We start from the raw sequence: 23,460 nt of genomic DNA on the forward strand, positions 1-23,460 counted from the left end.
ACAGACGTGAGCAAGCGAGCTTTTAACTTCTGCGCCGGCCCGGCCGCGCTGCCGACCGCCGTTCTGCAGCGTGCCCAGGCCGAACTCCTCGACTGGCAGGGCAAAGGCCTGTCCGTCATGGAAATGAGCCACCGCAGCGACGAATACACCGCCATCGCCGAGAAGGCCGAGCAGGATCTGCGCGATCTGCTCAACGTTCCCTCCGACTACAAGGTGCTGTTCCTGCAGGGCGGCGCCAGCCAGCAGTTCGCCGAAATCCCGCTCAATCTGCTGCCCGAAGACGGTATCGCCGATTACATCGACACCGGCATCTGGTCGAAGAAGAGCATCGAGGAGGCGCGCCGCTACGGCAACGTCAACGTCGCCGCCAGCGCCAAGCCCTACGATTACTTCGCCATTCCCGGGCAGAACGAATGGCAGCTGTCCAAGGACGCCGCCTACCTGCACTACGCCAGCAACGAAACCATCGGCGGTCTGCAGTTCGACTGGATTCCGGACGCCGGCGACGTGCCGCTGGTGGTCGACATGTCCTCCGACATTCTCTCGCGCGAGATCGACATCTCCCGGTTCGGCCTGATCTACGCCGGCGCGCAGAAGAACATCGGCCCCAGTGGCCTGGTGGTGGTGATCGTCCGTGACGACCTGCTCGGCCGTGCGCGCAGCGCCTGCCCGACCATGCTCAACTACAAGATCGCCGCCGACAACGGCTCCATGTACAACACCCCGGCGACCTTTTCCTGGTACCTCTCCGGCCTGGTCTTCGAGTGGCTGAAGGAGCAGGGCGGTGTCGCCGCCATGGAGCAGCGCAACAAGGCCAAGAAGGAGTTGCTGTACGGCGCCATCGACGCCAGCGACTTCTACAGCAACCCGATCTCCGGCAATGCCCGCTCGTGGATGAACGTGCCGTTCCGTCTGGCTGACGAGCGCCTGGACAAGTCGTTCCTGGCGGGTGCCGACGCCCGTGGCCTGCTCAACCTCAAGGGCCATCGCTCGGTGGGCGGCATGCGCGCCTCCCTCTATAACGCCGTGGGCCTGGATGCGGTGCAGGCGCTGGTCGCCTACATGGCGGAGTTCGAGAAGGAGCACGGCTGATGACGGATGTCGCCTCGGATCAGGCGCTGCAGGCGCTGCGCGTACGCATCGACAACCTCGATGAACGCATCCTCGAGCTGATCAGCGACCGCGCGCGCTGCGCCGAAGAAGTGGCGCGGGTCAAGATGGCTTCCCTGGCCGAAGGCGAGACGCCGGTGTTCTATCGCCCCGAGCGCGAGGCGCAGGTGCTCAAGCGGGTCATGGAGCGCAATCGTGGCCCGCTCGGCAACGAAGAGATGGCGCGCCTGTTTCGTGAAATCATGTCCGCCTGCCTGGCCCTGGAAAACCCGCTGAAAGTCGCCTACCTGGGGCCGGAAGGTACCTTCTCCCAGGCCGCGGCACTGAAGCATTTCGGCCACGCGGTGATCAGCCAGCCCATGGCCGCCATCGACGAAGTGTTCCGCGAAGTGGTCGCCGGTGCGGTCAACTTCGGCGTGGTGCCGGTGGAGAACTCCACCGAGGGCGCGGTCAACCACACCCTGGACAGCTTCCTCGAGCACGACCTGGTCATCTGCGGCGAGGTGGAGCTGCGCATCCACCACCACCTGCTGGTCGGCGACGCGACCAAGACCGACCGCATCACCCGCATCTACTCCCATGCCCAGTCCCTGGCCCAGTGCCGCAAGTGGCTGGACGCCCATTATCCGAACGTCGAGCGGGTGGCGGTGTCCAGCAACGCCGAAGCCGCCAAGCGGGTGAAGAGCGAGTGGAACTCGGCGGCCATCGCCGGCGACATGGCGGCCAACCTGTACGACCTGACCCGCCTGGCCGAGAAGATCGAGGACCGCCCGGACAACTCCACCCGGTTCCTGATCATCGGCACCCAGGAAGTCCCGCCGACCGGCGACGACAAGACCTCGGTGATCGTCTCCATGCGCAACAAGCCGGGTGCGCTGCATGAACTGCTGGTGCCGTTCCACCACAACAACATCGACCTGACCCGCATCGAAACCCGCCCGTCGCGCAGCGGCAAGTGGACCTATGCGTTCTTCATCGACTTCGTCGGCCACCACCGCGATCCGCTGATCAAGGACGTGCTGGAGAAGATCAACCAGGAAGCCGTGGCGCTCAAGGTGCTCGGTTCCTACCCCAAGGCGGTGTTGTAAGGCGAAGCGGCTTCTCCAGGAGGGAAGGGCTGCCCGGGTGCTCCGTTGAGCAGGTACCCTGTGCCCAGCGCCTGGAGCGCAACGGTATTAACCAAGGAGGGCAAGGATGCCATCCCGCAACACACCCTTGCCCGCCTGGCACAAGCAGCGGGCCCGTCAACTGCGCAGCTCCGCCACGGATGCCGAGGCTCGCCTGTGGTACTACCTGCGCGCCGGGCGCCTGGGCGGCTTCAAGTTTCGCCGGCAACATCCCATGCCGCCCTCCATCGTCGACTTCTATTGTGACGCGGCGAAGCTGGTCGTCGAACTGGATGGTTCGCAACATGGCGGCGAGGACGATGTGAGGCGAACATTGAGCCTCGAGGCGCAAGGGGTTATGGTGCTGCGCTTTTGGAATGATCAGGTGCTGAAGGAAACCGAGGCGGTTCTGCAGGAAATATACCGGGTGGCGAGTGAGCGGATTGCCCTGCTACCGCGCTGAACCGCCCCTCACCCCCAACCCCTCTCCCGGAGGGAGAGGGGGGCAAAAGGCGGATCGCGCGTATTGCGAGTGTGTGGCTGGAACCTGACGCCAGCAAAGATTAAGCAACGTAATGACTACACGAACTGCCTGGCGAAACGCATATGAATGCCCACCGCCTAACGGTTCCCCTCTCCCTCCGGGAGAGGGGCCAGGGGTGAGGGAAAGGTGCGACGCAGATGGTATGTATGGCGCCCAACTGAAGCTTTCCCGTAATAGAGGGAGGCAAAAGGCGGATCGCGGGTATTTGAATGTGTGGCTGGAGTTCTGGCTTCAGCAAAGGTTGAGATGGCTACACGAACTGTCTGGCGAAACGCATATGAGTGCCCACCGCCTAACGGTGCCCCTCTCCCTCTGGGAGAGGGGCCAGGGGTGAGGGAAGGGTGCGACGCAGATGGTATGTATGGCGCCCAACTGAAGCTTTCCCGTAATAGAGGGAGGCAAAAGGCGGATCGCGCGTATTGCGAGTATGTGGCTGGCGCTTTGACTCCAGCAAAGGTTGGGGCGGCATCATGGCTACCCGAACTATCTGGCGAAACGCATATGAATGCCCTTCGCCGAACGGTTCCCTTCTCCCTCCGGGAGAGGGGCTGGGGGTGAGGGAAGGCGGGCAACGTGAATTGGATCGGAGAGGTTTGCAAATGAGCTGTGATTTCATCGCCCTGGCCCAGCCGGGCGTGCAAAAGCTGTCGCCCTACGTACCGGGCAAGCCGGTGGATGAGCTGGCCCGCGAACTGAACATGGATCCGGCCCATATCGTCAAACTGGCCAGTAACGAGAATCCCCTCGGCCCCAGCCCGAAAGCGCTGGCGGCCATTCGTGCCGAGCTGGATGAGCTGACCCGCTATCCGGACGGCAACGGCTTCACCCTGAAGACCCTGCTGGCCGAACGCTGTGGCGTATCCGCCGCCCAGGTGACCCTGGGCAACGGCTCTAACGACATCCTCGAACTGGTGGCCCGTGCCTACCTGGCGCCGGGCCTGAATGCGGTGTTCAGCGAGCATGCTTTCGCGGTCTACCCGATCGCCACCCAGGCCGTCGGCGCGCAGAGCAAGGTGGTGCCGGCCAAGGACTATGGCCATGACCTGCCGGCCATGCTGGCCGCCATCGATGGCGACACCCGGGTGGTGTTCATCGCCAACCCCAACAACCCCACCGGAACCTGGTTCGATACCCGGGCGCTGGGCGACTTCCTCGACGCCGTGCCGGAAAACGTGCTGGTGGTGCTGGACGAAGCCTATATCGAATATGCGGACGGTGACGAGTTGCCCAACGGCCTGGATTTCCTCGCCGGGCATGCCAATCTGCTGGTCTCGCGCACCTTCTCCAAGGCCTATGGCCTGGCGGCGCTGCGCGTCGGCTATGGGCTCAGCTCGGTGCAGGTCGCGGACATCCTCAACCGTGTGCGTCAGCCGTTCAACGTCAACAGTTTCGCCCTGGCGGCGGCCTGTGCGGCCTTCGATGACAACGAATACCTGGCGCGCAGCCGCGAGATCAACGCGGCCGGCATGCTGCAGTTGCAAGAGGGTTGCCGCAAGCTGGGCCTGAGCTGGATTCCTTCCAAGGCCAACTTCCTCGCCATCGATTTCGGTCGCGATACCGCCGCCATCAACCAGGCGCTGTTACGCGAGGGCGTTATCGTTCGCCCCGTGGCCGGCTACGGCATGCCCAACCATCTGCGGGTTTCCATCGGCCTGCCTGCCGAGAACGCACGCTTTCTCGAGGTGCTGGGCAAGGTGCTCGAGGCGTGAGCGAGTCGATGTCGCGCACGACCGATGAGCTTCTGGTCGGGCGCCTGGTGGTGGTCGGCCTCGGTCTGATCGGCGGCTCGTTCGCCAAGGGCCTGCGTGCCCGTGGCGTGTGCCGCGAAGTGGTCGGCGTCGACCTCGATCCACAGTCGCGGCGCCTGGCCGTGGAACGGGGCGTGGTCGATCGCTGCGAGGAGTCGCTGGCGGCTGCCTGTCAGGGTGCCGACGTGATCATGCTGGCGGTGCCGATCCTGGCCATGGAGCGCTTGCTGGGCGAACTGGCCAGGCTGGATCTGGGCGATGCCGTGCTCACCGATGTCGGCAGCTCCAAGGGCAATGTGGTCAGGGCGGCGCAGGCGGCGTTCGGCGCCATGCCGGCGCGTTTCGTGCCCGGGCATCCGATTGCCGGCTCCGAGCAGAGCGGTGTCGAGGCGGCCAACGGCGAGTTGTTCAAGCGCCACAAGGTGATCCTCACGCCCGTGGCGCAGACCGATGCCCAGGCGCTGCAGCGGGTCGACCGGCTCTGGCGCGAGCTGGGGGCGGATGTCGAACACATGCAGGTCGAACACCACGACCAGGTGCTCGCCGCCACCAGCCACCTGCCGCACCTGCTGGCCTTCGGGCTGGTCGATTCGCTGGCCAAGCGCAACGAGAATCTGGAAATCTTCCGCTACGCCGCCGGCGGCTTCCGCGATTTCACCCGAATCGCCGGCAGCGACCCGGTGATGTGGCACGACATCTTCCTCGCCAACCGCGAGGCCGTGCTGCGCACCCTGGACGTATTTCGCGACGACCTCGACGCCTTGCGCGACGCGGTCGACGCAGGGGACGGGCATCATCTGCTGGGCGTATTCACCCGCGCCCGCGTGGCCCGCGAACATTTCAGCAAAATACTGGCCCGTCGGGCCTATGTGGACGCTATGCACTCGAACGATCTGGTTTTCCTGGCTAATCCTGGTGGCACTGTGCGTGGGCGTATCCGCGTCCCGGGCGACAAGTCCATTTCCCACCGCTCGATCATGCTCGGCTCGCTGGCCGAAGGCACGACCGAGGTCGAAGGCTTCCTCGAGGGCGAGGACGCCCTGGCGACCCTGCAGGCCTTCCGCGACATGGGCGTGGTCATCGAAGGCCCGCACCATGGCCGGGTGACCATTCACGGCGTCGGCCTGCATGGCCTGAAGCCGCCACCCGGGCCGATCTACCTGGGCAACTCCGGCACCTCCATGCGCCTGCTCTCCGGTCTGCTCGCCGGCCAGCCGTTCGACGTGACCCTGACCGGCGATGCCTCGCTGTCCAAGCGGCCGATGAACCGTGTGGCCAAGCCGCTGCGGGAAATGGGCGCGGTGATCGAGACCGCTGCCGACGGCCGTCCGCCGCTGACCATTCGCGGTGGCCAGCGCCTGCGTGGGCTGAGCTATGCCATGCCGATGGCCAGCGCCCAGGTCAAATCCTGCCTGCTGCTGGCCGGCCTGTATGCCGAGGGCGAAACCTCGGTCACCGAGCCGGCCCCGACCCGTGACCACACCGAACGCATGCTGCAGGGTTTCGGCTATCCGGTAACGGTCGAGGGCAGTACGGCGCGGGTCGAATCCGGCCATAGCCTGCGCGCCAGCCACATCGAAGTGCCGGCGGACATCTCCTCGGCGGCGTTCTTCCTGGTCGCCGCCAGCATCGCCGAGAATTCCGAACTGGTGCTCGAGCACGTCGGCATCAACCCGACCCGCACCGGGGTGATCGACATCCTCAGGCTGATGGGCGGCGACATCAGCCTGGAAAACCAGCGCGAAGTAGGCGGCGAGCCGGTTGCCGACATTCGCGTGCGTTCGGCCAGGCTCAAGGGCATCGACATCCCCGAGGAGCTGGTGCCGCTGGCCATCGACGAGTTCCCAGTGCTGTTCGTTGCCGCCACCTGTGCCGAAGGCCGCACCGTCCTGCGTGGCGCCGAAGAGCTGCGGGTCAAGGAGTCCGACCGCATCCAGGTCATGGCCGATGGCCTGCTGGCCCTGGGCGCCAAGGTCGAGCCGACGCCGGATGGCATCATCATCGACGGCGGCGTGCTGGGCGGTGGCGAGGTGCACAGCCATGGCGATCACCGCATCGCCATGGCCTTCAGCGTCGCTTCGTTACGCGCCACTGCGCCGATCCGCATCCATGACTGCGCCAACGTCGCCACCTCGTTCCCCAACTTCCTCGCTCTGGCCGGTCAGGTCGGTATCCGCGTGGCCGAGGAGGGACAGCCATGACCTTCGTGGCGCCGGTCATCACTATCGACGGCCCGAGTGGCTCGGGCAAGGGCACGGTCGCCGGCCTGCTGGCCAGGCAACTGGGCTGGAACCTGCTGGATTCCGGCGCGCTGTACCGTCTGCTGGCGTTCTCCGCACGCAACCACGGCGTCGATCTGACCAACGAGGAATCGCTGAAGCTGCTCGCCGCCCACCTCGACGTGCAGTTCTTCGCGGCGGGCGAGGGCAAGCCCCAGCGTATCGTTCTCGAAGGCGAGGAGGTGACCGACGCGATCCGCAACGAGCAGGTCGGTGCCGGCGCTTCGCAGGTCGCCGCGCTGCCGGCGGTACGCGATGCGCTGCTGCAACGCCAGCGCGCGTTCAAGGAGGCGCCGGGTCTGGTGGCCGATGGCCGTGACATGGGCACGGTGGTGTTTCCCGACGCGCCGCTGAAGGTTTTTCTGACCGCCAGCGCCGAGGAACGTGCCCAGCGGCGTTACCTGCAGTTGAAGGCCAAGGGCGATGATGTTAATCTCGCGAGTCTTCTTGATGAGATACGGGCGCGCGACGAGCGCGATACCCAGCGTGCGGTGGCTCCGCTCAAGCCGGCAGCCGACGCGATCCAGCTGGATTCCACCGAACTTTCCATCGAGCAGGTGCTTGAACGCATTCTGAGCGAGGTCGCCAACCGCGAGCTCGCCGGTTGAAAAGAGCCGCTCCTGGCTCGCAAGGGAGGCATACGGGAGACCAGTCCCAGTCCCGTAGGCCTCTTTTTATATGAACGAACCCGCATTGTCTGGAGTGCGGAGCAGGGCGAATCCCCGCCCGATCAACAGGAATCAACATGAGCGAAAGCTTTGCAGAACTTTTTGAAGAAAGCCTGAAATCCCTGGACATGCAGCCGGGTGCCATCATCACTGGCATCGTGGTCGACATCGACGGTGACTGGGTTACCGTTCACGCTGGCCTGAAATCCGAGGGCGTCATCCCTCTGGAGCAGTTCTTCAACGAACAAGGCGAGCTGACCATCAAGGTTGGTGACGAAGTCCACGTAGCGCTGGACGCGGTTGAAGATGGCTTCGGTGAAACCAAGCTGTCCCGCGAAAAAGCCAAGCGCGCCGAGTGCTGGATCGTTCTGGAAGCAGCTTTCGCCGCCGAGGAAGTGGTCAAGGGCGTTATCAACGGTAAGGTTAAAGGCGGCTTCACGGTCGACGTTAACGGCATCCGTGCGTTCCTGCCAGGTTCCTTGGTCGATGTCCGTCCGGTGCGTGATACCACTCACCTGGAAGGCAAAGAGCTCGAATTCAAGGTCATCAAGCTCGACCAGAAGCGCAACAACGTTGTCGTTTCCCGTCGCAGTGTCCTGGAAGCCGAAAACTCCGCAGAGCGCGAAGCCCTGCTGGAATCGCTGCAGGAAGGCCAGCAGGTCAAGGGTATCGTCAAGAACCTCACCGACTACGGCGCGTTCGTGGATCTGGGTGGCGTCGACGGCCTGCTGCACATCACCGACATGGCCTGGAAGCGCATCAAGCACCCGTCCGAGATCGTCAACGTTGGCGACGAGATCGACGTCAAGGTTCTCAAGTACGATCGCGAGCGTAACCGCGTATCCCTCGGCCTGAAGCAACTGGGCGAAGACCCATGGGTTGCCATCAAGGCCCGTTACCCGGAAAGCACCCGCGTCATGGCGCGCGTGACCAACCTGACCGACTACGGCTGCTTCGCGGAGCTGGAAGAAGGCGTGGAAGGCCTGGTACACGTTTCCGAAATGGACTGGACCAACAAGAACATCCACCCGTCGAAAGTCGTTCAGGTTGGCGACGAAGTGGAAGTCATGGTTCTGGACATCGACGAAGAGCGTCGTCGTATCTCCCTGGGTATCAAGCAGTGCAAGACCAACCCGTGGGAAGACTTCTCCGGCCAGTTCAACAAGGGCGACAAGATCTCCGGCACCATCAAGTCGATCACCGATTTCGGTATCTTCATTGGTCTGGATGGCGGCATCGACGGCCTGGTTCACCTGTCCGACATCTCCTGGAACGAAGTCGGCGAAGAAGCCGTACGTCGCTTCAAGAAAGGCGATGAGCTGGAAACCGTCATCCTCTCCGTCGATCCGGAGCGTGAGCGCATTTCCCTGGGCATCAAGCAACTGGAAGAAGATCCGTTCTCCGACTACGTTGCTGTCAACGACAAAGGCACTATCGTTCGCGGTACTGTGAAGGAAGTTGACGCCAAGGGCGCTGTGATCACCCTGGCCGAAGGCATCGAAGCGACCCTGAAAGCCTCCGAAATCAGCCGTGACCGCGTTGAAGACGCGCGTAACGTCCTGAAAGAAGGCGAAGAAGTGGAAGCCAAGATCATCAGCGTGGATCGCAAGAGCCGCGTGATCAGCTTGTCGATCAAGTCGAAAGACGTTGAAGACGAGAAGGAAGCCATCAAGGAGATGCGCAAGCAGGAAGTTGAAACTTCCGGTCCGACCACCATCGGTGATCTGATCCGTGCGCAAATGGAAAACCAGAACTGAGTTCGGGTAATCCAGCGAAAAAGGGCGACTTCGGTCGCCCTTTTTTGTGTCTGCAGAAAAGCTGCCCGGCTACGCGGACGGTGAGCCTGCTGCTCGTCTGTAGGGGCTGCCACCCCCGCAGCGATTGCTGGCCGCAACGCGATCCCCCAATGGCCGCAATCGCATCGCGCCGAGGTCGACGCTCCTACACGGAGGATGAGCCTGCCACTCTTCTGTAGGAGCTGCGCCCCCGCAGCGAATGGTGGGCCGCACCGCGATTTGCATGAATGGCTGCAATCGCATCGCGCCGAGGTCGACGCTCCTACGCGGCCGGTGCTCTACACCATGACTGCGAAGGTGAGTCGTAGGGTGGAAGACGCTCTTCTCTTCCACCGATTCACTGCCGTCTATCGGTTACCGCCTGTTGCTCCTCTATTGATTTATTGCGTCACTGTATATAAGTACAGTTTAAAGGAGGAGACCCATGACAAGGAAAAACAGTCACGACCAGAACTTCAAGAATCTGATTCTCGATTATCCTCGCCAGGCCCTGGAGTTTTTCGCGGCCGACGAAGCCCTCGATCTGCAAACGGCGATCATTACCCCGGTTCGTCAGGAACAGCTGCAGTCACGCCTGGGTGATCGCTTCCATGAGCTGGATGTGCCGCTATTGGTGGAATGGCCCGATGGCCGCCGTGAAGCACTCTTGTTCGTATTGGAAGAAGAAACCAATCCCGCGCGCTTTTCCATTCACCGCCTGGCCCACTACTGCCTGGATCTGGCGGATCTGCTGAAGACCGGCCGGGTGGTGCCGGTGGTGATCTTTTTACGTGGCAATACGGGTATCCCCTTGCATCTGCACCTGGGTAGCGAGCGCTATACCTACCTGTCGTTCACCTACTTGCGTTGTATCCTGGCCGAAACGCCGGTTGATGCCCATTTGCAAAGCGCCAACCTGGTGGCTCGGCTCAACTTGCCGAACATGCAGTGGAATCCGCGGCACAAGGTGGATATCTACGCCCAGGCCATCCGCGGCCTGCTCGAACTGGAACCCGATCCTGAGAAGCAACTCAAGTACCTGGACTTCATCGACATCTATACAGCCCTGGATGATAATGAAATGCACCAATATCGAGACCGTTACCCGCAGGAGAACCGCACCATGACCCGTCTGACCGATCGCCTGCTGGAGCAAGGTATGCAGCAGGGCATTCAGCAAGGTGAACTGACCGTGCTCATGAGGCTGTTGAGCCGTCGCTTCGGCCCTCTGGATACCACCATCGAGCAGCGTCTGCAGCAAGCGGGTACCGAAGATCTGGAGCGCTGGGCGGAAAACGTTCTCGATGCCAAGACGTTGGAGGAAGTGTTCACCCGCCATTGAGTAGAGTGTGCTCGCCCGTGTGGTACAGATTGGTGGGGGAGTGGGTTGCTTGAACGGTGGCCTGTATGCGCTATAGGCGCCTAGGTTTTGCTAACACCTTGTTTTTTAGGCTGTTCAAAAGCTGATCAGCATGCTAAAACCCTTCTATCGAGTGACATAGCCGCTTGAAAACGAAGGGAAAAGTATGACCAAGTCGGAGTTGATCGAAAGAATCGTCACCCACCAAGGGCAGCTTTCAAACAAAGATGTCGAGCTGGCGATAAAAACCATGCTCGAGCAGATGTCCCAGGCGCTGGCTACGGGTGATCGGATCGAGATCCGTGGCTTCGGCAGCTTTTCCCTGCATTATCGCGCGCCACGCGTCGGCCGCAATCCGAAAACCGGGCAGTCCGTGCGTTTGGATGGTAAGTTCGTACCGCACTTCAAGCCTGGAAAGGAACTGCGTGACCGGGTCAACGAAGACGAATAGGGCTCTGTTTCGCTCCCGATAAGCAGTTGTATTCTGGATCCATCGTCACGATCCTGCGGTAGCCATTCCGTTACAAGACCAATCCAGGCGCTCCTGGCTCGGCTTCCCCCAAAAGTTAATGGATTAACTGATGGACTTTCCCCATATATCCCATCACGGCGCCAAAGACGGCGTAACCGGTTCTTGTCATCAATTATTCATGGAGGCCGGCAACAGCCTGCTGATCGATTGCGGCCTGTTCCAAGGCGCTGATACATCGAGCCTGGGAGCGGGTTCCGATCACCAGGCCATCGAATTTCCCCTGGATGGCATCATCGCGCTGATCGTTACCCATGTGCATGCCGATCACGTGGGTCGTATTCCCTACCTGCTCGCCGCGGGCTTCAAGGGGCCGATCCTGTGCAGCGAGCCCTCGGCCAAACTACTGCCCATCGTGCTGGAAGATGCCTTCAAGCTGACATTCAGCCGTGACCAGCAACAGGTCGAACGCTATATCAGCCAGGTACAGCAGCGCCTCATCGCCTTACCCTACGGCACCTGGTTCACCTTGTGCGATTCCGAGAGCCTGCTGTGCCGCGTGCGACTACAGCGTGCCGCGCACATGCTCGGGTCCGCCTACGTAGAAGTGGACCTGGACTACCGGGCGAGTGGCAAGAACAGGCGCATCGTCTTCTCCGGCGACCTGGGGGCGCCCCATGCTCCGATCCTCAGGCCCTGCGTGCCGCCGCCGCGCGCCGACATCCTGGTATTGGAAAGTACCTACGGTGATCGCCTGCACGAGGATCGCAGCACCCGCCGTCAGCGTCTGGAGCAGGTCATCGAACACGCCTTGGCGGATAGTGGCACCGTATTGATCCCGGCCTTCAGCGTCGGCCGCACCCAGGAACTGCTCTACGAACTGGAAGACATCATCCACAGCAAAAAGCTCGATGGCCGCGCTCCAGGCGCCGCCGACCAATTCCCCTCGCCCTCCGGGAGAGGGGCCAGGGGAGAGGGCAGCGATACAGAGAGCCCTCAGGCGCCAGCCCCGGAAATCAACTGGCCCCAGCTCCCGGTCATTCTCGACTCCCCGCTGGCCAGCCGCTTCACCAGGGCCTACCGCGAGCTAAAGGACTTCTGGAACGAAGAAGCACAAGCCCGCGTGCAGTCCGGCAGGCGGCCGCTGGCCTTCGAGCAACTGATAACGGTCGACAGTCACGCCGATCACCAGAAGATCCTCTCCTATCTGGCGCGCAGCGCGCGCCCGGCCATCGTCATCGCCGGCAACGGCATGTGCTCCAGTGGGCGTATCGTCAACTACCTCAAGGCCATGCTGGGCGATCCCCGACACGACGTGTTGTTCGTCGGCTATCAGGCCCGGGGTACACCGGGTCATGCCATCCAACGCTTCGGGCCTCAAAACGGATATGTGGAGCTCGACGGCCAGCGCTACGACATTCGCGCGGGCGTGGCCAGTATCGGCGGCTACTCGGCGCATGCCGATCAGGTGGGTTTGCTCAGCTTCGTGACAGATATGGAGCAATGGCCTGGCGAGATCCTGCTAGTGCATGGCGAGGCCCAGGCAAAAGCCGCCCTGCGGCAAGCGTTGCGCGCGGAATACGCAAAGAAGGGGTTGCCGCTCACTATCGATGCGGAACACATGTAGCCCGGATTAGCCGTAGGCGTAATCCGGGAGCCATTTGGGACGCGACCTATCCTGTCGTATGTTTCTAATAACATGCGTCTTTTCGCTCTCGAACCGGATAGGAGCTCCGATGACCGCCATCTCTCGAACTGCGTTAACCACACCAATGGACGTGTCTCATTCGAAATCGCGACTCGAGCGCGTTCTGAATCACTGGGGAGCGCTGGCTTGGCTGCTCGGTCTGCTTGGATTACTGGCGGGGTTCGCGAGCCTGTTCTGCTACACCCATGCCATTGGTCGCACGGATCTCTTCCAGGCCGCCGCGGCGCATCAGTCCATGCTGCTCGTGTGGCTGGGCTCCGTAGGGCTGATGACCATTGTCTTCATTCTCATCATGGCGAGCGCTGCGGTGCTATTCGCCCTGGCGGTTTCGATGCTCAACGGTCATCACAGCTGGCAGCGCCGGGCGATCAACCCGCTCCTGTTCATCGTCTCGGCCGGGTACGCTTGTTTTGGCGGCCTGATTCTGTGGAGATCCGATTGGGGCGTCGAGAGGGTAGCCGGCACGGTCGGCCTGGTCACTGCCCTGGCCACATTGCTGCTCTACCTTATGAGCCCCAACCTGCACATGCCGGTTGGGCGTTCCGCCCGCAAGCCGAAAAAAGGCAAGGGGACATCTCCTTGGTTGCTGCTCCTCTTTCTGTTCCTGGCCTTGATGGGCACAGTGGTGGCTGGGGTCTTTCCCGCACAAATGGTGCTCATGGCGTATCGAGGAGAGGATACCCCCGATGCAGTGGGACAACTGATGCTGACCGCGGTGTGTTCTATGATCCTGGTGCTGCTGCCCGTGTGGGCGTTCTACAAGGCACGTGGCGATCTGGTGCGACGCTGGCAGGTCAGCCTGGCCAGCATGGCCGGAGCGCTGCTTCTGTATCTCATGCTGTCGCCGGCCACGCTGGGCATCATCACCTATGCTGCCGCCAACTCCATGGGCATGCGTGACAACCAAGTACGGGCCTACCTGCTCACCGACAAGGATATGCTCGGTGAGCTGGATACGAGCGAATGGTCGATCCAGGCCAGGCAGGAAGGCGTCGCCAGGATCGAAGCCTTCAAGCTGTTTGGCTTTGGCAGCGTACTGTTGCTTTGTCCGGCAGAACTGGTGAAAACCGGACTCAAGGATTGGCCGAAACACTCCGAGCGGTGCCTGCTGACGAACACGACCCTGGCACGACTTCTGCCCAAGCGATCCGAGCCAGCGTGAATTGCCATCGATGCCGGGCTCCCCATGCAGGAATAGCAGCAAGAAATACGCCTGCTGCATGGTGAGGCGAGCGCCAAGGCAAGCCAGGCACGGGTATTGGCGAGCAACTGCAGTCGACGGCCGAGATCCGTTAAGGTCGGAAAAGACCCAGGTTGAGCCATCAGGAAGGGCAGTGCGGCAAACCCTGTGAGATTTCCCTCACATATCTGGCCCCTTACTGCTCAAGAATGGTTAAAATGACCAACTTTTAAATAGGGGCATGGTCGAACGAGACCCCTACGGGCTACGCCCGAATTAGTTAACCAAGCGTGCCGATGTGATCTCAACTCTTCCTTCAGGGAGTGGCTGTGATCCTCCGGGAGATAGCACAGCTTCGCCAGAGCGCGGGCTCAATAGGACTGAAGTGACGGCGATGGTAGTGCCGGATCCCGCGATAACGATGCCCAACCCAGCTATTTCCCCAGAGAGCTACCGCTCGCTTACCCGCGTAAGCGTTGCGCCATGCCTGTTGCTTCACCCGTTGGCCCCTGGCCAGCATCCCTGTGATTTTACGATCACCGCGGCGCGAATCTGGCTGTGCCCTGACCTGTGCCCGTATTGCACCAGCCCTGCTTTCCTTTTGATGCTTGTGATCGCCAGCGATCCTTGGCCGCGACACAGCATCCATGGTTCCGCGCTTACCCTGCGGTGACCCTGTGCAAATATTTCCTCAGCCGCTTTGAAACAGGATGACCGAGCCGATGTCGCAATCCCCCAATATCCGCCAGCAGAACGATGAAATCGATCTCGGCGAACTGATCCGTGCATTGTGGGCGCGCAAATGGCTCATTGTGGGAGTGACCGCGGTTGTCACCCTGATCGCCATCGCTTATGCCTTGCTGGCTACCAAGTATTACAAGACCCAGAGTGTACTGCGCCCGGTGGCAATGAACGTGCTGGACGAGCTGAATGCCTCCGGCCTTTACGAACTGACGCCCGAAGAAGCGCTGCAGCGTGTCGGCTCGGGTATCAGCTCCTACGAATACCGTCTGGCTTACTACCGTAGCCATCAGGATCTGTTCGGCCCGGATGCAATCAACGAAGGCCAGACCGCCGAGCAGGGCCTGAACCAGATCAACGACAGCTTCGACATCCTGCGGCCGGATCCGAAGAGGACTGATGGTGGTTTTCCTTACGTAGGGCTGGCCTATACCTATCCTTGGGGTGTGCAGGGTGCCGATGTAGTCAACGGCCTGATCGACTACGTGATTCAGCAGGAGCGCATCGCTATCGCCAAGGATGTGGAAGTGATCATCCAAAATCGCCAGGACAAGTTGGAGCAGCGCATGGCGGCCGAGCGTGCCGCCTACCAGGCTGAGAAGAAAGCCCGGATTGCCGAGCTCAATGAGGCGGATGAACTCAAGCGCGCCGAACTGAACGACGAACTCGGTGCCTTGCGCAAACAACTGCGCACTCGCCGAGATAACCGTATTGCGGAACTGAACGAAGCCATTCTGATCGCCAAGTCCCTGGGCATTGAAAAGCCCAGTACGCCTTCCGCCTTAGGACAAACCGCTCAGCTTCAGAGCTCGGGTAATGTAATCCGTACCGAAGTGAACAATCAGCAGATTCCCCTCTACTTTATGGGCAGTGAGGCGCTGGAGGCCGAACGTAATGCATTGCAGAAGCGCCGTTCCGATGATTTTACCGAGCCACGTATAGCCAAGATCCAGTCTGAATTGCGTATGTTGGAACAGAACCGTCAGATCGAACTGCTAAAGCAGCGGGGTGATGAGGATTTGTTTATCGGGGATTACGCAAAGTGGAACAAAGAAGCTACTGCATTAAAATCGCTGAATTTAAACCTTGCAGAATTGCAGCTTGTTAGTGTCGACCAGCAAGCTGTATATCCGCGCGCGGCAATAAGGCCAAAGAAGGTTTTGATCTTGGTAGGAGGTTTGCTGCTCGGGTGCATGTTAGGAGTATTTGCAGCACTAATTTCATTCTCAATGTCTAGAGGCGGGCGGGTAGATTGATCTGCTGTTCTTTCTCTTTGTAAGGTGTTGATGTTCAGGGAGCGGATTTTATGAAATTAAAATTGTCATTTTTGTTGTTTTGCTTGTTGCCTTTAAGTGCCTGCGAGCCTGTTGTTGAAAAAAAGGTGGAAGATGCAAGTCAGAGCAAGACTGCGATTTACCTGCCGGGAGGGGTAGGTCTGGATTTTGGTAAGAAGCCCTACCTGGATAATTCTGGTGAAGTAAGAAAGAATGGAAAAGTTTTTCCTTATGCTGATTTTTATTTTGATATAGATGCTGCTTCTGAGTCAATTGATCAAGAGGTTAATAAAATCCTCGATCTAGATGGGTATGTGCGAACGCCTAAGTCGTCGCAAGTTAATAAATTTAGTGTGCTTTACAAAAAGGAAAATTATAATCCTGTGGAAGTTACCTATAGGCAGATAATTGAGCCTGGACTTAAGCGGAGGTCTGTAGTGAGCTTCTGGTGGTATAAGTGACTAACGAATTTTTGGGGCCTGCTGTACAATCCAAAAGCCAAGTCGTTCGCGGAAAAAGGTAGCACTTACGTGAGTATTCTGGTCACTGGCAGCGCCGGTTTTATCGGGACTAACTTCGTCCACGATTGGCTAGCGCAAAGCGATGAACCCGTAATCAGTCTCGACAAGCTGACTTATGCTGGCAATCTACAAAATCTAGCCTCTCTTGAAGGCGACCCAAGGCACGTTTTCATTAAAGGGGATATCGGCAACTCAGACCTAGTCACTCGCCTACTGACTGAGCATCGCCCTCGTGCTGTCATCAATTTCGCCGCCGAGTCTCATGTGGATCGCTCGATTCTTGGGCCTGAAGACTTCGTGCAAACGAACGTGGTTGGCACCTTCCGCCTGCTTGAGGCTACACGTAGCTATTATCAAAAGCTTGATGGGGAATTAGCGGCCGACTTCCGCTTCCTGCATGTATCGACCGATGAAGTTTACGGTAGCCTGGAAGCCAGCGATCCTGCTTTTAGTGAAACCAATCGCTATGAACCTAATAGTCCCTACTCGGCTACAAAGGCAGCCTCGGATCACTTGGTTCGTGCCTATCTGCATACCTATGGTTTGCCAGTACTCACTACCAATTGCTCGAATAACTATGGACCTTACCACTTCCCGGAAAAACTCATTCCTCTGGTCATTCACAACGCTCTGGCGGGTAAGTCTTTACCGATCTACGGTGACGGGCTGCAGATTCGAGACTGGCTTTACGTTAAGGATCATTGCAGCGCCATCCGTCGAGTGCTCGAAGCGGGCCGCATTGGTGAAACCTATAACGTAGGCGGCTGGAATGAAAAGTCCAACCTGGAGGTGGTCAAAACACTGTGCTCGATTCTTGATGACGAGCAACCTCGCTCGGACGGTGTGAGCTATCGCGAGCAGATTACCTTCGTTAAAGACCGCCCTGGGCATGATCGTCGTTATGCTATCGATGCAGGAAAGCTCGAGCGCGAGTTGGGGTGGCGGCCTGTGGAAACCTTCGAAAGCGGCATCCGCAAGACCGTCCGTTGGTATTTGGACAATCAGCCCTGGGTTGAGAATGTGACCAGCGGTGGCTACCGTCAGTGGCTTGCAAAGCAATATGAGTAAGATCTTGAGCGCGCTAAGCCACATCAAGTCCCAAAGACGAACAAAAGGGCAGTATCAGTGAAAGGTATCATTCTCGCCGGCGGCTCTGGCACCAGGCTTTACCCCATCACGCAAGGGGTATCGAAGCAATTGCTGCCTGTTTATGACAAACCAATGATCTACTATCCACTTTCAGTACTTATGCTGGCGGGTATTCGGGATATTCTGATCATCACAACTCCGGAAGACCAGTCAGCTTTTCAGCGCCTGCTCAAGGATGGTAGCCATTTTGGTATCAACTTGAGCTATGCCACTCAGCCAAGTCCTGATGGTCTTGCTCAAGCATTTTTGATTGGTGAGAGCTTTATTGGCGATGACAGCGTTTGTTTGGTACTGGGAGACAATATTTATTACGGTCAGGGATTCACACCGAAGCTGAATGAGGCTGTACAGCGTGCAGAGAAAGGCCGAGGATCGACGGTATTTGGTTATAAAGTACGCGATCCAGAGCGCTTTGGGATTGTTGAATTTGATGAAAATAATCGTGCCATTTCCATTGAAGAAAAGCCTACAAAGCCTAGGTCAAATTACGCTGTAACCGGTTTGTATTTCTATGACAACCGGGTGATCGATATTGCACGAAACGTAAAACCTTCCAGCCGCGGCGAGTTGGAAATCACCTGTGTGAACAATGCCTACTTGGGGCTCGGAGAGCTGAGTGTGGAGTTGTTGGGAAGGGGGTTCGCCTGGCTGGATACGGGCACACACCAAAGCCTGCTGGAAGCTGCTCATTTCGTTGAGACCCTAGAGCAGCGCCAAGGCTATAAGGTCGCCTGCTTGGAAGAAATTGCATACAACAATGGCTGGCTCACCGCTGAGCAGGTTCGAGATATAGGGTGCACCATGAGTAAAAATAGCTACGGACAATACCTGCTGGCACTGGCTGGAGAGCGAGCATGAGCCTTATCCAGCTTGTTGAGTTCCCTATTCTTGGTGATGACCGAGGTTCTCTCATTGTAATGGAGGGGGATAAGAGTATCTCCTTCGGAATAAAGAGAGTTTATTACATTTTTGGCACAAAGGATGGCGTAGCGCGTGGTTTTCACGCCCACAAAGAGCTTGAGCAGATAGCCGTTTGTGTCTCGGGTCAATGCCGGATGGTTATGGATGACGGTATCAGCAAGGAAGAAGTTTGGTTAGATACCCCAAATAAAGCCATTCGAATCGATAAAATGATCTGGCATGAAATGCATGACTTCAGTCCGAATTGTGTTTTGCTAGTGCTCGCGAGTGATTATTACGACGAGGCGGATTACATCCGTAATTACGAAGACTTCTTGAGAGTAGTGGCGTGATGTCCAGCATCCATCCGTTAGCTGACGTTAAGAGCCAAGACATTGGTGAAGGCACGCGTGTCTGGCAATTTTGCGTCATTTTTGCACACGCGAAGATTGGTAAGAATTGCAATCTCTGTGCGCATACATTGGTCGAGTCAGATGTTGTCATTGGCGACAATGTGACGGTTAAGTCGGGGGTTTACATTTGGGATGGCACACGGATCGAGGATAACGTCTTTCTCGGTCCCAATGCCACACTCACCAATGACCTAATGCCACGTTCTAAAGAATACCCCGAAAGCTTCTCTGGCATTACTTTGAAAGAAGGTGCAAGCATTGGTGCTAATGCCACGATTCTTCCTGGCATTACCGTCGGTGTAAAAGCAATGGTGGGGGCTGGCTCAGTTGTAACTAAAGATGTGCCGGATTATGCCGTTGTTATCGGCAATCCAGCGACAATTATCAGGTATATAAAATGATCCCATTTCTTGACCTCAAAGCTATTAACACCCAATACCGCGATGAGCTGATCGCCGCATGTGCGCGCGTGATTGATTCCGGCTGGTACATTGCCGGCAACGAACTTGCACAATTTGAACGAGGCTTCGCCAACTACTGCGGGACCAGCTACGCGGTTGGCGTTGCTAATGGGCTGGATGCGCTTATCCTAACGTTGCGGGCTTGGAAAGAACTGGGAAAACTTAAAGAAGGCGATGAGGTCATTGTCCCGGCCAACACCTATATCGCCAGCATTCTCGCCATTACAGAAAATCAGTTGAAGCCCGTTTTGCTGGAGCCGAACCAAGAAAGCTACAATCTTTGCCCGCTTAAGATTACTGCTGCTATCACACCTAATACCAAAGCTATTCTCGCCGTGCATCTATATGGTCAGCTGGCGCCTATGCCGGAAATCATGGTTTTGGCAGAACAGCACAATCTCCTGGTATTGGAAGATGCAGCACAGGCGCATGGTGCCAGTATTGCTGGCCGCAAGGCAGGTAACTGGGGGCACGCGGCAGCCTTTAGCTTTTATCCTGGCAAGAACCTTGGTGCTCTCGGTGATGCTGGGGCGGTTACTACCAACGATGCCGAACTGGGCAAAGCTATCCGTGCGCTTGGCAACTACGGCAGCCATAAAAAGTACGAAAACCTTTATCAAGGCGTGAACAGCCGCTTGGATGAGATCCAGGCAGCGATGCTCAGCGTAAAGCTAAAACACCTTGATGCGGACACTGTTCGCCGTAAAGAAATTGCCATAGCTTATGCACAAGGCATCAAAAATCCAGCTATCAGCCAGCCGATTTCTGCAGCCAGTACTATGGCTTCGTTGGAGTCTCATGTATTCCATCTTTATGTGATCCGCACCCAGCAGCGGCAAAAACTGCAAGAGCATCTGAGTGCTGCCGGCATTCAGACGTTGATTCACTATCCCACTCCACCGCACCAGCAGCCTGCCTATCAAGAGTGGAACGGGCAGAGCTACCTACTCACGGAGACGATCCATCGGGAAGTGCTGAGCCTGCCGATCAGCCCGGTGATGACAGATAAGGATGTTTCAGCAGTAATCCACGCCTGCAACGCGTTTGGCGCAGACTGAGCAATGACCCTGATCAAAACCAGTCTGCTAAATGGCATTGCAGTCGTCATCAAAATGCTGACCTTACTGGGCCTGAATAAGATACTGGCTATCTATGTCGGGCCGGCTGGCTATGCTGCCATTGGTAACTTTCAAAACGCTGTGCAAATGATCAGTGCCTTTGCCAGTGGCGCCATAAATACTGGTGTAGTGAAGTACACCGCTGAATATTACGATGAGGAGGAAAAGCAACGCCAAGTTTGGCGTACCGCAGGCACGATTGCTGTTTTAGGTTCGGTAGTTACTGGTATTTGCATTTTAGTATTTAGTAAACCAATAGCCCAGTGGTTTTTACACGATGAACAATACAGTGCTGTGTTCATCTGGTTTTCCATCACGTTGGTTTTTTATATATTCAATACGCTGTTATTGGCCATATTGAACGGAAAAAAAGAAATTCACCGCTATGTCATTGCCAACATAGCGGGAAGTTTATTTTCTTTAGTAGTGACCAGTGTTTTAGCCATTCAATTCGGTTTGATCGGTGCGCTGACGGCGCTCGCTATCTTTCCTTCTTTTGCTTTTGTAGTCACCTTATACCTCTGCTGCAAGGCCGACTGGTTTAAATTCAGTTACCTCTTCGGCGGCTTAGATAAAAATGTATTGTTAAACCTCAGCAAATACACTGCAATGGCACTCACCAGTGCCGCTTGTGTTCCCGCCAGCCATATTCTCATCCGTACCCACCTTGGTGACACTTTTGGTCTGCAAGCCGCTGGTTACTGGGAGGCTATGTGGCGCTTAAGTACAGCTTACTTAATGTTGGTAACCACGACATTAAGCCTGTACTACTTACCCAGGCTTTCCGAACTAAAAGAGCCGTCTGAAATAAAGAACGAAATTATCCAAGGTTACAAAATAATACTGCCACTAGCTGCTGCCTGTGGCGTGGTAATTTATCTACTGCGCGACTTTATTATTGGCGTATTATTCACCCAGGATTTTAACCCTATGCGTGAACTGTTTGCTTGGCAAATGGTAGGAGATACGCTGAAAATTGCTAGCTGGTTACTAGGTTATGTACTCATAGCAAAAGCTGCATTTAAATTTGTTATAATTACTGAGATTTTTTTTGCAGCATTATTTTATATGATTGTAAGTGCTCTCACTGCAATCTATGGGGTGGAAGGAGTAGCAATGGCACATGCACTTACTTATCTATTTCATTTCGTTGGAATGTTTTTATATTTATCAATTAAAAGATTAATCTAATATGCTTGCAACTATTGAAAAAATTAAAAGCTATGGTGTAAAGAAAATGCTTGTTTTAATTTTTATTCGTATATATTTGAATGTTAAAAAAATTATATATTTTTACCTTCTCTCTGATAATAAGCCTGACTTTTATTTGAAGGATATGCTTCAGCCGGCACAATTTATTGGAAAGGGAAGGATTAGCATTGGCCAAAACTCAACGATTGGTGTTTGGCCATCGCCACAACTCTTGTCTGGGTATGCATACCTAGAGGCAAGAGGGAAGGACTCAAAGATTATGATTGGTGAAGGAACGTCTATCAATAACTCTGCAAGTATTATTGCTGATAAAACAACTATATTTATTGGCAATAATTGTCTTATTGGGCAGTGTGTTAATATATTTGATTCTGATTTTCATGGTTTGGAATTAGAGAACAGAAACAATGGGGTTTATGAGTGCTCGCCTGTGAGTATAGGAGATAATGTTTTTATTGGTGCAAATGTCACAATATTAAAAGGTGTTAATGTTGGTGAGGGCTCTGTTATTGCAAGCGGATCGGTTGTGGTAAAAAATGTTGAGCCATTTAGTATTGTTGCAGGCATCCCTGCCAAAAAAATACGATCCTTGTGACTGGCTTTATTACGGCCTTGGTATGGGAAGGTTATTGAATTTGCGCTTAATGAACTAGTAGCTTTGTGATTTTATATTTATTTTTGGAGAAAAGTGGTGGTCATTTTAGAAAAAGAAAAACCTTTAGTTAGCGTCGTTATTCCTTGCTATAACCACGCTCAATTTGTACAGGAAACCATTCGGAGTGTGATTGATCAAGATTATGAAAATATAGAGCTGATTATTATTGACGATGGCTCAAAAGATAACTCTGTTGAGGTTATTAAAAAGATGCTGCCTGCGTGTGAAGAGCGGTTTGCTCGGTTTGAGTTTAGGTATAGACAAAATAAAGGCTTGTGCGCGACGCTTAATGAAGCGCTGGAATGGTGCGAAGGCGAGTATTTTTCGCCTACAGCTTCAGACGATATATTAAAGAAAGATAAAATCTCAGCTCAGTTAGCCGTGATGTTGTCTAAAAAAGAAAAAAACATTATTGGAGTATTTGTTGGGATTGAGCTTATCGACAGTAATAATAAGTCGCTTAAGACACGTGGCAAAGAGCAGGCCTTTGGATTTAAAGAGGTTTTTTTGAGAACGGCTTTCATGCCTGGTCAAGCCGTAATGCTAAATAGAAGCTCCATAGCCGCTGTCGATGGCTATGATCCAGATAAAAAAATAGAGGATTTAGATGTTTTTTTGAAGCTTTCAAGTGTTGGTGGGCGTTTTTATTCCATAAAGCAACCTCTTGTCCAATATAGAAGACACGATGATAATTTGTCCTCAAAGCTTGATGTGATGTGGCCAGCTATTTATAAGATACTTAGCAAGTACGAACGCCACTCTCTTTTTAATCATGCGTTAGCACGAAGTATGCTAATTCATGCGCATGATGTTCAGGCTGTAAATAAATTAAATTGTATTGATTGGGTTGTTAAGGCGCTAGTAAAATATCCGCCTGTTGTTTTTAGTAAATCATTTGCTTGGCTTCTTGTTAAGATGTTCAGGTAGCCACTATGCATCTATTGGTTTTATTATTTTTCATATTAATACCTTTTTCTTATACTGAGGTCTTTGGTGTCAGGGTCTTGTTTTTTCAGATATTATTAGGGTTTTTGTTCTTGGTATTTAAGTTTCTCAAACAATCAAGGGT

The 23,460-nt window shown here is 56.0% G+C and carries 21 protein-coding genes; all 21 read left to right on the forward strand.

From position 1 onward, the window contains the following. The first annotated feature begins 6 nt into the window (after nucleotides 1–6). Entirely contained in the window at nucleotides 7–1,092 is a 1,086-nt protein-coding gene (serC, locus tag DNK34_RS05855) for a 3-phosphoserine/phosphohydroxythreonine transaminase (protein ID WP_131173520.1), read from the forward strand. Next, complete coding sequence (gene pheA / locus DNK34_RS05860) at nucleotides 1,092–2,198, forward strand: prephenate dehydratase (protein ID WP_131173519.1); 1,107 nt, start codon at nucleotides 1,092–1,094, stop codon at nucleotides 2,196–2,198. The genes serC and pheA overlap by 1 nt, the downstream gene beginning before the upstream one ends. Nucleotides 2,199–2,304: 106 nt before the next feature. Further along, nucleotides 2,305–2,679: an endonuclease domain-containing protein gene (locus DNK34_RS05865; RefSeq protein ID WP_131173518.1), complete on the forward strand. Its 375-nt coding sequence runs from the start codon at nucleotides 2,305–2,307 to the stop codon at nucleotides 2,677–2,679. A gap of 680 nt (nucleotides 2,680–3,359) precedes the next feature. Further along, nucleotides 3,360–4,469, forward strand: coding sequence for a histidinol-phosphate transaminase (gene hisC, locus DNK34_RS05870; RefSeq protein WP_131173517.1), 1,110 nt, complete (start codon nucleotides 3,360–3,362; stop codon nucleotides 4,467–4,469). 32 nt (nucleotides 4,470–4,501) lie between these two features. Next, a complete protein-coding gene (locus tag DNK34_RS05875; RefSeq protein ID WP_242675298.1) occupies nucleotides 4,502–6,709 on the forward strand; it encodes a bifunctional prephenate dehydrogenase/3-phosphoshikimate 1-carboxyvinyltransferase in 2,208 nt (735 codons plus the stop codon). Next, a complete protein-coding gene (cmk, locus tag DNK34_RS05880) occupies nucleotides 6,706–7,395 on the forward strand; it encodes a (d)CMP kinase (protein ID WP_131173516.1) in 690 nt (229 codons plus the stop codon). The genes DNK34_RS05875 and cmk overlap by 4 nt, the downstream gene beginning before the upstream one ends. Nucleotides 7,396–7,532: 137 nt before the next feature. Further along, entirely contained in the window at nucleotides 7,533–9,212 is a 1,680-nt protein-coding gene (gene rpsA / locus DNK34_RS05885) for a 30S ribosomal protein S1 (RefSeq protein WP_131173515.1), read from the forward strand. 463 nt (nucleotides 9,213–9,675) lie between these two features. Further along, nucleotides 9,676–10,572 carry a DUF4351 domain-containing protein gene (locus DNK34_RS05890; protein ID WP_131173514.1) on the forward strand — a complete coding sequence of 299 codons (897 nt, stop codon included), beginning with the start codon at nucleotides 9,676–9,678 and terminating at the stop codon, nucleotides 10,570–10,572. A gap of 184 nt (nucleotides 10,573–10,756) precedes the next feature. Beyond that, entirely contained in the window at nucleotides 10,757–11,041 is a 285-nt protein-coding gene (gene ihfB / locus DNK34_RS05895) for an integration host factor subunit beta (protein ID WP_131173513.1), read from the forward strand. Nucleotides 11,042–11,171: 130 nt separating this feature from the next. Further along, nucleotides 11,172–12,686: an MBL fold metallo-hydrolase RNA specificity domain-containing protein gene (locus tag DNK34_RS05900; RefSeq protein ID WP_131173512.1), complete on the forward strand. Its 1,515-nt coding sequence runs from the start codon at nucleotides 11,172–11,174 to the stop codon at nucleotides 12,684–12,686. 109 nt (nucleotides 12,687–12,795) lie between these two features. Beyond that, on the forward strand, nucleotides 12,796–13,929 hold the full coding sequence (locus DNK34_RS05905) for a hypothetical protein (RefSeq protein WP_131173511.1): 1,134 nt from the start codon (nucleotides 12,796–12,798) through the stop codon (nucleotides 13,927–13,929). A gap of 740 nt (nucleotides 13,930–14,669) precedes the next feature. Beyond that, the gene (locus DNK34_RS05910) at nucleotides 14,670–15,944 is read left to right on the forward strand and encodes a Wzz/FepE/Etk N-terminal domain-containing protein (RefSeq protein WP_131173510.1); all 1,275 of its coding nucleotides are present in this window, start codon (nucleotides 14,670–14,672) and stop codon (nucleotides 15,942–15,944) included. Between the two features lie 50 nt (nucleotides 15,945–15,994). Then, nucleotides 15,995–16,423 (forward strand): hypothetical protein, encoded by a 429-nt coding sequence (locus tag DNK34_RS05915; protein WP_131173509.1) that lies wholly within the window; start codon nucleotides 15,995–15,997, stop codon nucleotides 16,421–16,423. 69 nt (nucleotides 16,424–16,492) lie between these two features. Further along, a complete protein-coding gene (gene rfbB, locus DNK34_RS05920; RefSeq protein WP_131173508.1) occupies nucleotides 16,493–17,551 on the forward strand; it encodes a dTDP-glucose 4,6-dehydratase in 1,059 nt (352 codons plus the stop codon). 57 nt (nucleotides 17,552–17,608) lie between these two features. After that, nucleotides 17,609–18,490 carry a glucose-1-phosphate thymidylyltransferase RfbA gene (gene rfbA / locus DNK34_RS05925; RefSeq protein WP_131173507.1) on the forward strand — a complete coding sequence of 294 codons (882 nt, stop codon included), beginning with the start codon at nucleotides 17,609–17,611 and terminating at the stop codon, nucleotides 18,488–18,490. Further along, complete coding sequence (locus tag DNK34_RS05930) at nucleotides 18,487–18,885, forward strand: sugar 3,4-ketoisomerase (protein ID WP_131173506.1); 399 nt, start codon at nucleotides 18,487–18,489, stop codon at nucleotides 18,883–18,885. The genes rfbA and DNK34_RS05930 overlap by 4 nt, the downstream gene beginning before the upstream one ends. Continuing rightward, nucleotides 18,885–19,346, forward strand: a complete 462-nt coding sequence (locus DNK34_RS05935) for an acyltransferase (RefSeq protein WP_131173505.1) — start codon at nucleotides 18,885–18,887, stop codon at nucleotides 19,344–19,346. Before DNK34_RS05930 ends, DNK34_RS05935 begins: the two co-directional genes overlap by 1 nt. After that, nucleotides 19,343–20,464: a DegT/DnrJ/EryC1/StrS family aminotransferase gene (locus DNK34_RS05940; RefSeq protein ID WP_131173504.1), complete on the forward strand. Its 1,122-nt coding sequence runs from the start codon at nucleotides 19,343–19,345 to the stop codon at nucleotides 20,462–20,464. Before DNK34_RS05935 ends, DNK34_RS05940 begins: the two co-directional genes overlap by 4 nt. 3 nt (nucleotides 20,465–20,467) lie before the next feature. Continuing rightward, nucleotides 20,468–21,715: an O-antigen translocase gene (locus tag DNK34_RS05945; RefSeq protein ID WP_131173503.1), complete on the forward strand. Its 1,248-nt coding sequence runs from the start codon at nucleotides 20,468–20,470 to the stop codon at nucleotides 21,713–21,715. 1 nt (nucleotide 21,716) lies between these two features. Further along, nucleotides 21,717–22,331, forward strand: coding sequence for an acyltransferase (locus DNK34_RS05950; RefSeq protein WP_242675297.1), 615 nt, complete (start codon nucleotides 21,717–21,719; stop codon nucleotides 22,329–22,331). Nucleotides 22,332–22,427: 96 nt separating this feature from the next. Further along, nucleotides 22,428–23,318 carry a glycosyltransferase family 2 protein gene (locus DNK34_RS05955; RefSeq protein WP_165497282.1) on the forward strand — a complete coding sequence of 297 codons (891 nt, stop codon included), beginning with the start codon at nucleotides 22,428–22,430 and terminating at the stop codon, nucleotides 23,316–23,318. Nucleotides 23,319–23,460 lie beyond the last annotated feature (142 nt).

The sequence above is a fragment of the Phytopseudomonas dryadis genome (assembly GCF_004327355.1).
Taxonomy (GTDB): domain Bacteria; phylum Pseudomonadota; class Gammaproteobacteria; order Pseudomonadales; family Pseudomonadaceae; genus Aquipseudomonas; species Aquipseudomonas dryadis.

What these genes read in the sequence shown, in the direction of transcription:
- cmk (WP_131173516.1), top strand. Translation starts at nt 6,706, where the DNA reads ATGACCTTCGTGGCGCCGGTCATCACTATCGACGGCCCGAGTGGCTCG.
- DNK34_RS05945 (WP_131173503.1), top strand. Translation starts at nt 20,468, where the DNA reads ATGACCCTGATCAAAACCAGTCTGCTAAATGGCATTGCAGTCGTCATC.
- DNK34_RS05935 (WP_131173505.1), top strand. Translation starts at nt 18,885, where the DNA reads ATGTCCAGCATCCATCCGTTAGCTGACGTTAAGAGCCAAGACATTGGT.
- DNK34_RS05890 (WP_131173514.1), top strand. Translation starts at nt 9,676, where the DNA reads ATGACAAGGAAAAACAGTCACGACCAGAACTTCAAGAATCTGATTCTC.
- DNK34_RS05905 (WP_131173511.1), top strand. Translation starts at nt 12,796, where the DNA reads ATGACCGCCATCTCTCGAACTGCGTTAACCACACCAATGGACGTGTCT.
- DNK34_RS05950 (WP_242675297.1), top strand. Translation starts at nt 21,717, where the DNA reads ATGCTTGCAACTATTGAAAAAATTAAAAGCTATGGTGTAAAGAAAATG.
- DNK34_RS05900 (WP_131173512.1), top strand. Translation starts at nt 11,172, where the DNA reads ATGGACTTTCCCCATATATCCCATCACGGCGCCAAAGACGGCGTAACC.
- hisC (WP_131173517.1), top strand. Translation starts at nt 3,360, where the DNA reads ATGAGCTGTGATTTCATCGCCCTGGCCCAGCCGGGCGTGCAAAAGCTG.
- pheA (WP_131173519.1), top strand. Translation starts at nt 1,092, where the DNA reads ATGACGGATGTCGCCTCGGATCAGGCGCTGCAGGCGCTGCGCGTACGC.
- DNK34_RS05910 (WP_131173510.1), top strand. Translation starts at nt 14,670, where the DNA reads ATGTCGCAATCCCCCAATATCCGCCAGCAGAACGATGAAATCGATCTC.
- DNK34_RS05930 (WP_131173506.1), top strand. Translation starts at nt 18,487, where the DNA reads ATGAGCCTTATCCAGCTTGTTGAGTTCCCTATTCTTGGTGATGACCGA.
- DNK34_RS05940 (WP_131173504.1), top strand. Translation starts at nt 19,343, where the DNA reads ATGATCCCATTTCTTGACCTCAAAGCTATTAACACCCAATACCGCGAT.
- ihfB (WP_131173513.1), top strand. Translation starts at nt 10,757, where the DNA reads ATGACCAAGTCGGAGTTGATCGAAAGAATCGTCACCCACCAAGGGCAG.
- DNK34_RS05865 (WP_131173518.1), top strand. Translation starts at nt 2,305, where the DNA reads ATGCCATCCCGCAACACACCCTTGCCCGCCTGGCACAAGCAGCGGGCC.
- rpsA (WP_131173515.1), top strand. Translation starts at nt 7,533, where the DNA reads ATGAGCGAAAGCTTTGCAGAACTTTTTGAAGAAAGCCTGAAATCCCTG.
- DNK34_RS05915 (WP_131173509.1), top strand. Translation starts at nt 15,995, where the DNA reads ATGAAATTAAAATTGTCATTTTTGTTGTTTTGCTTGTTGCCTTTAAGT.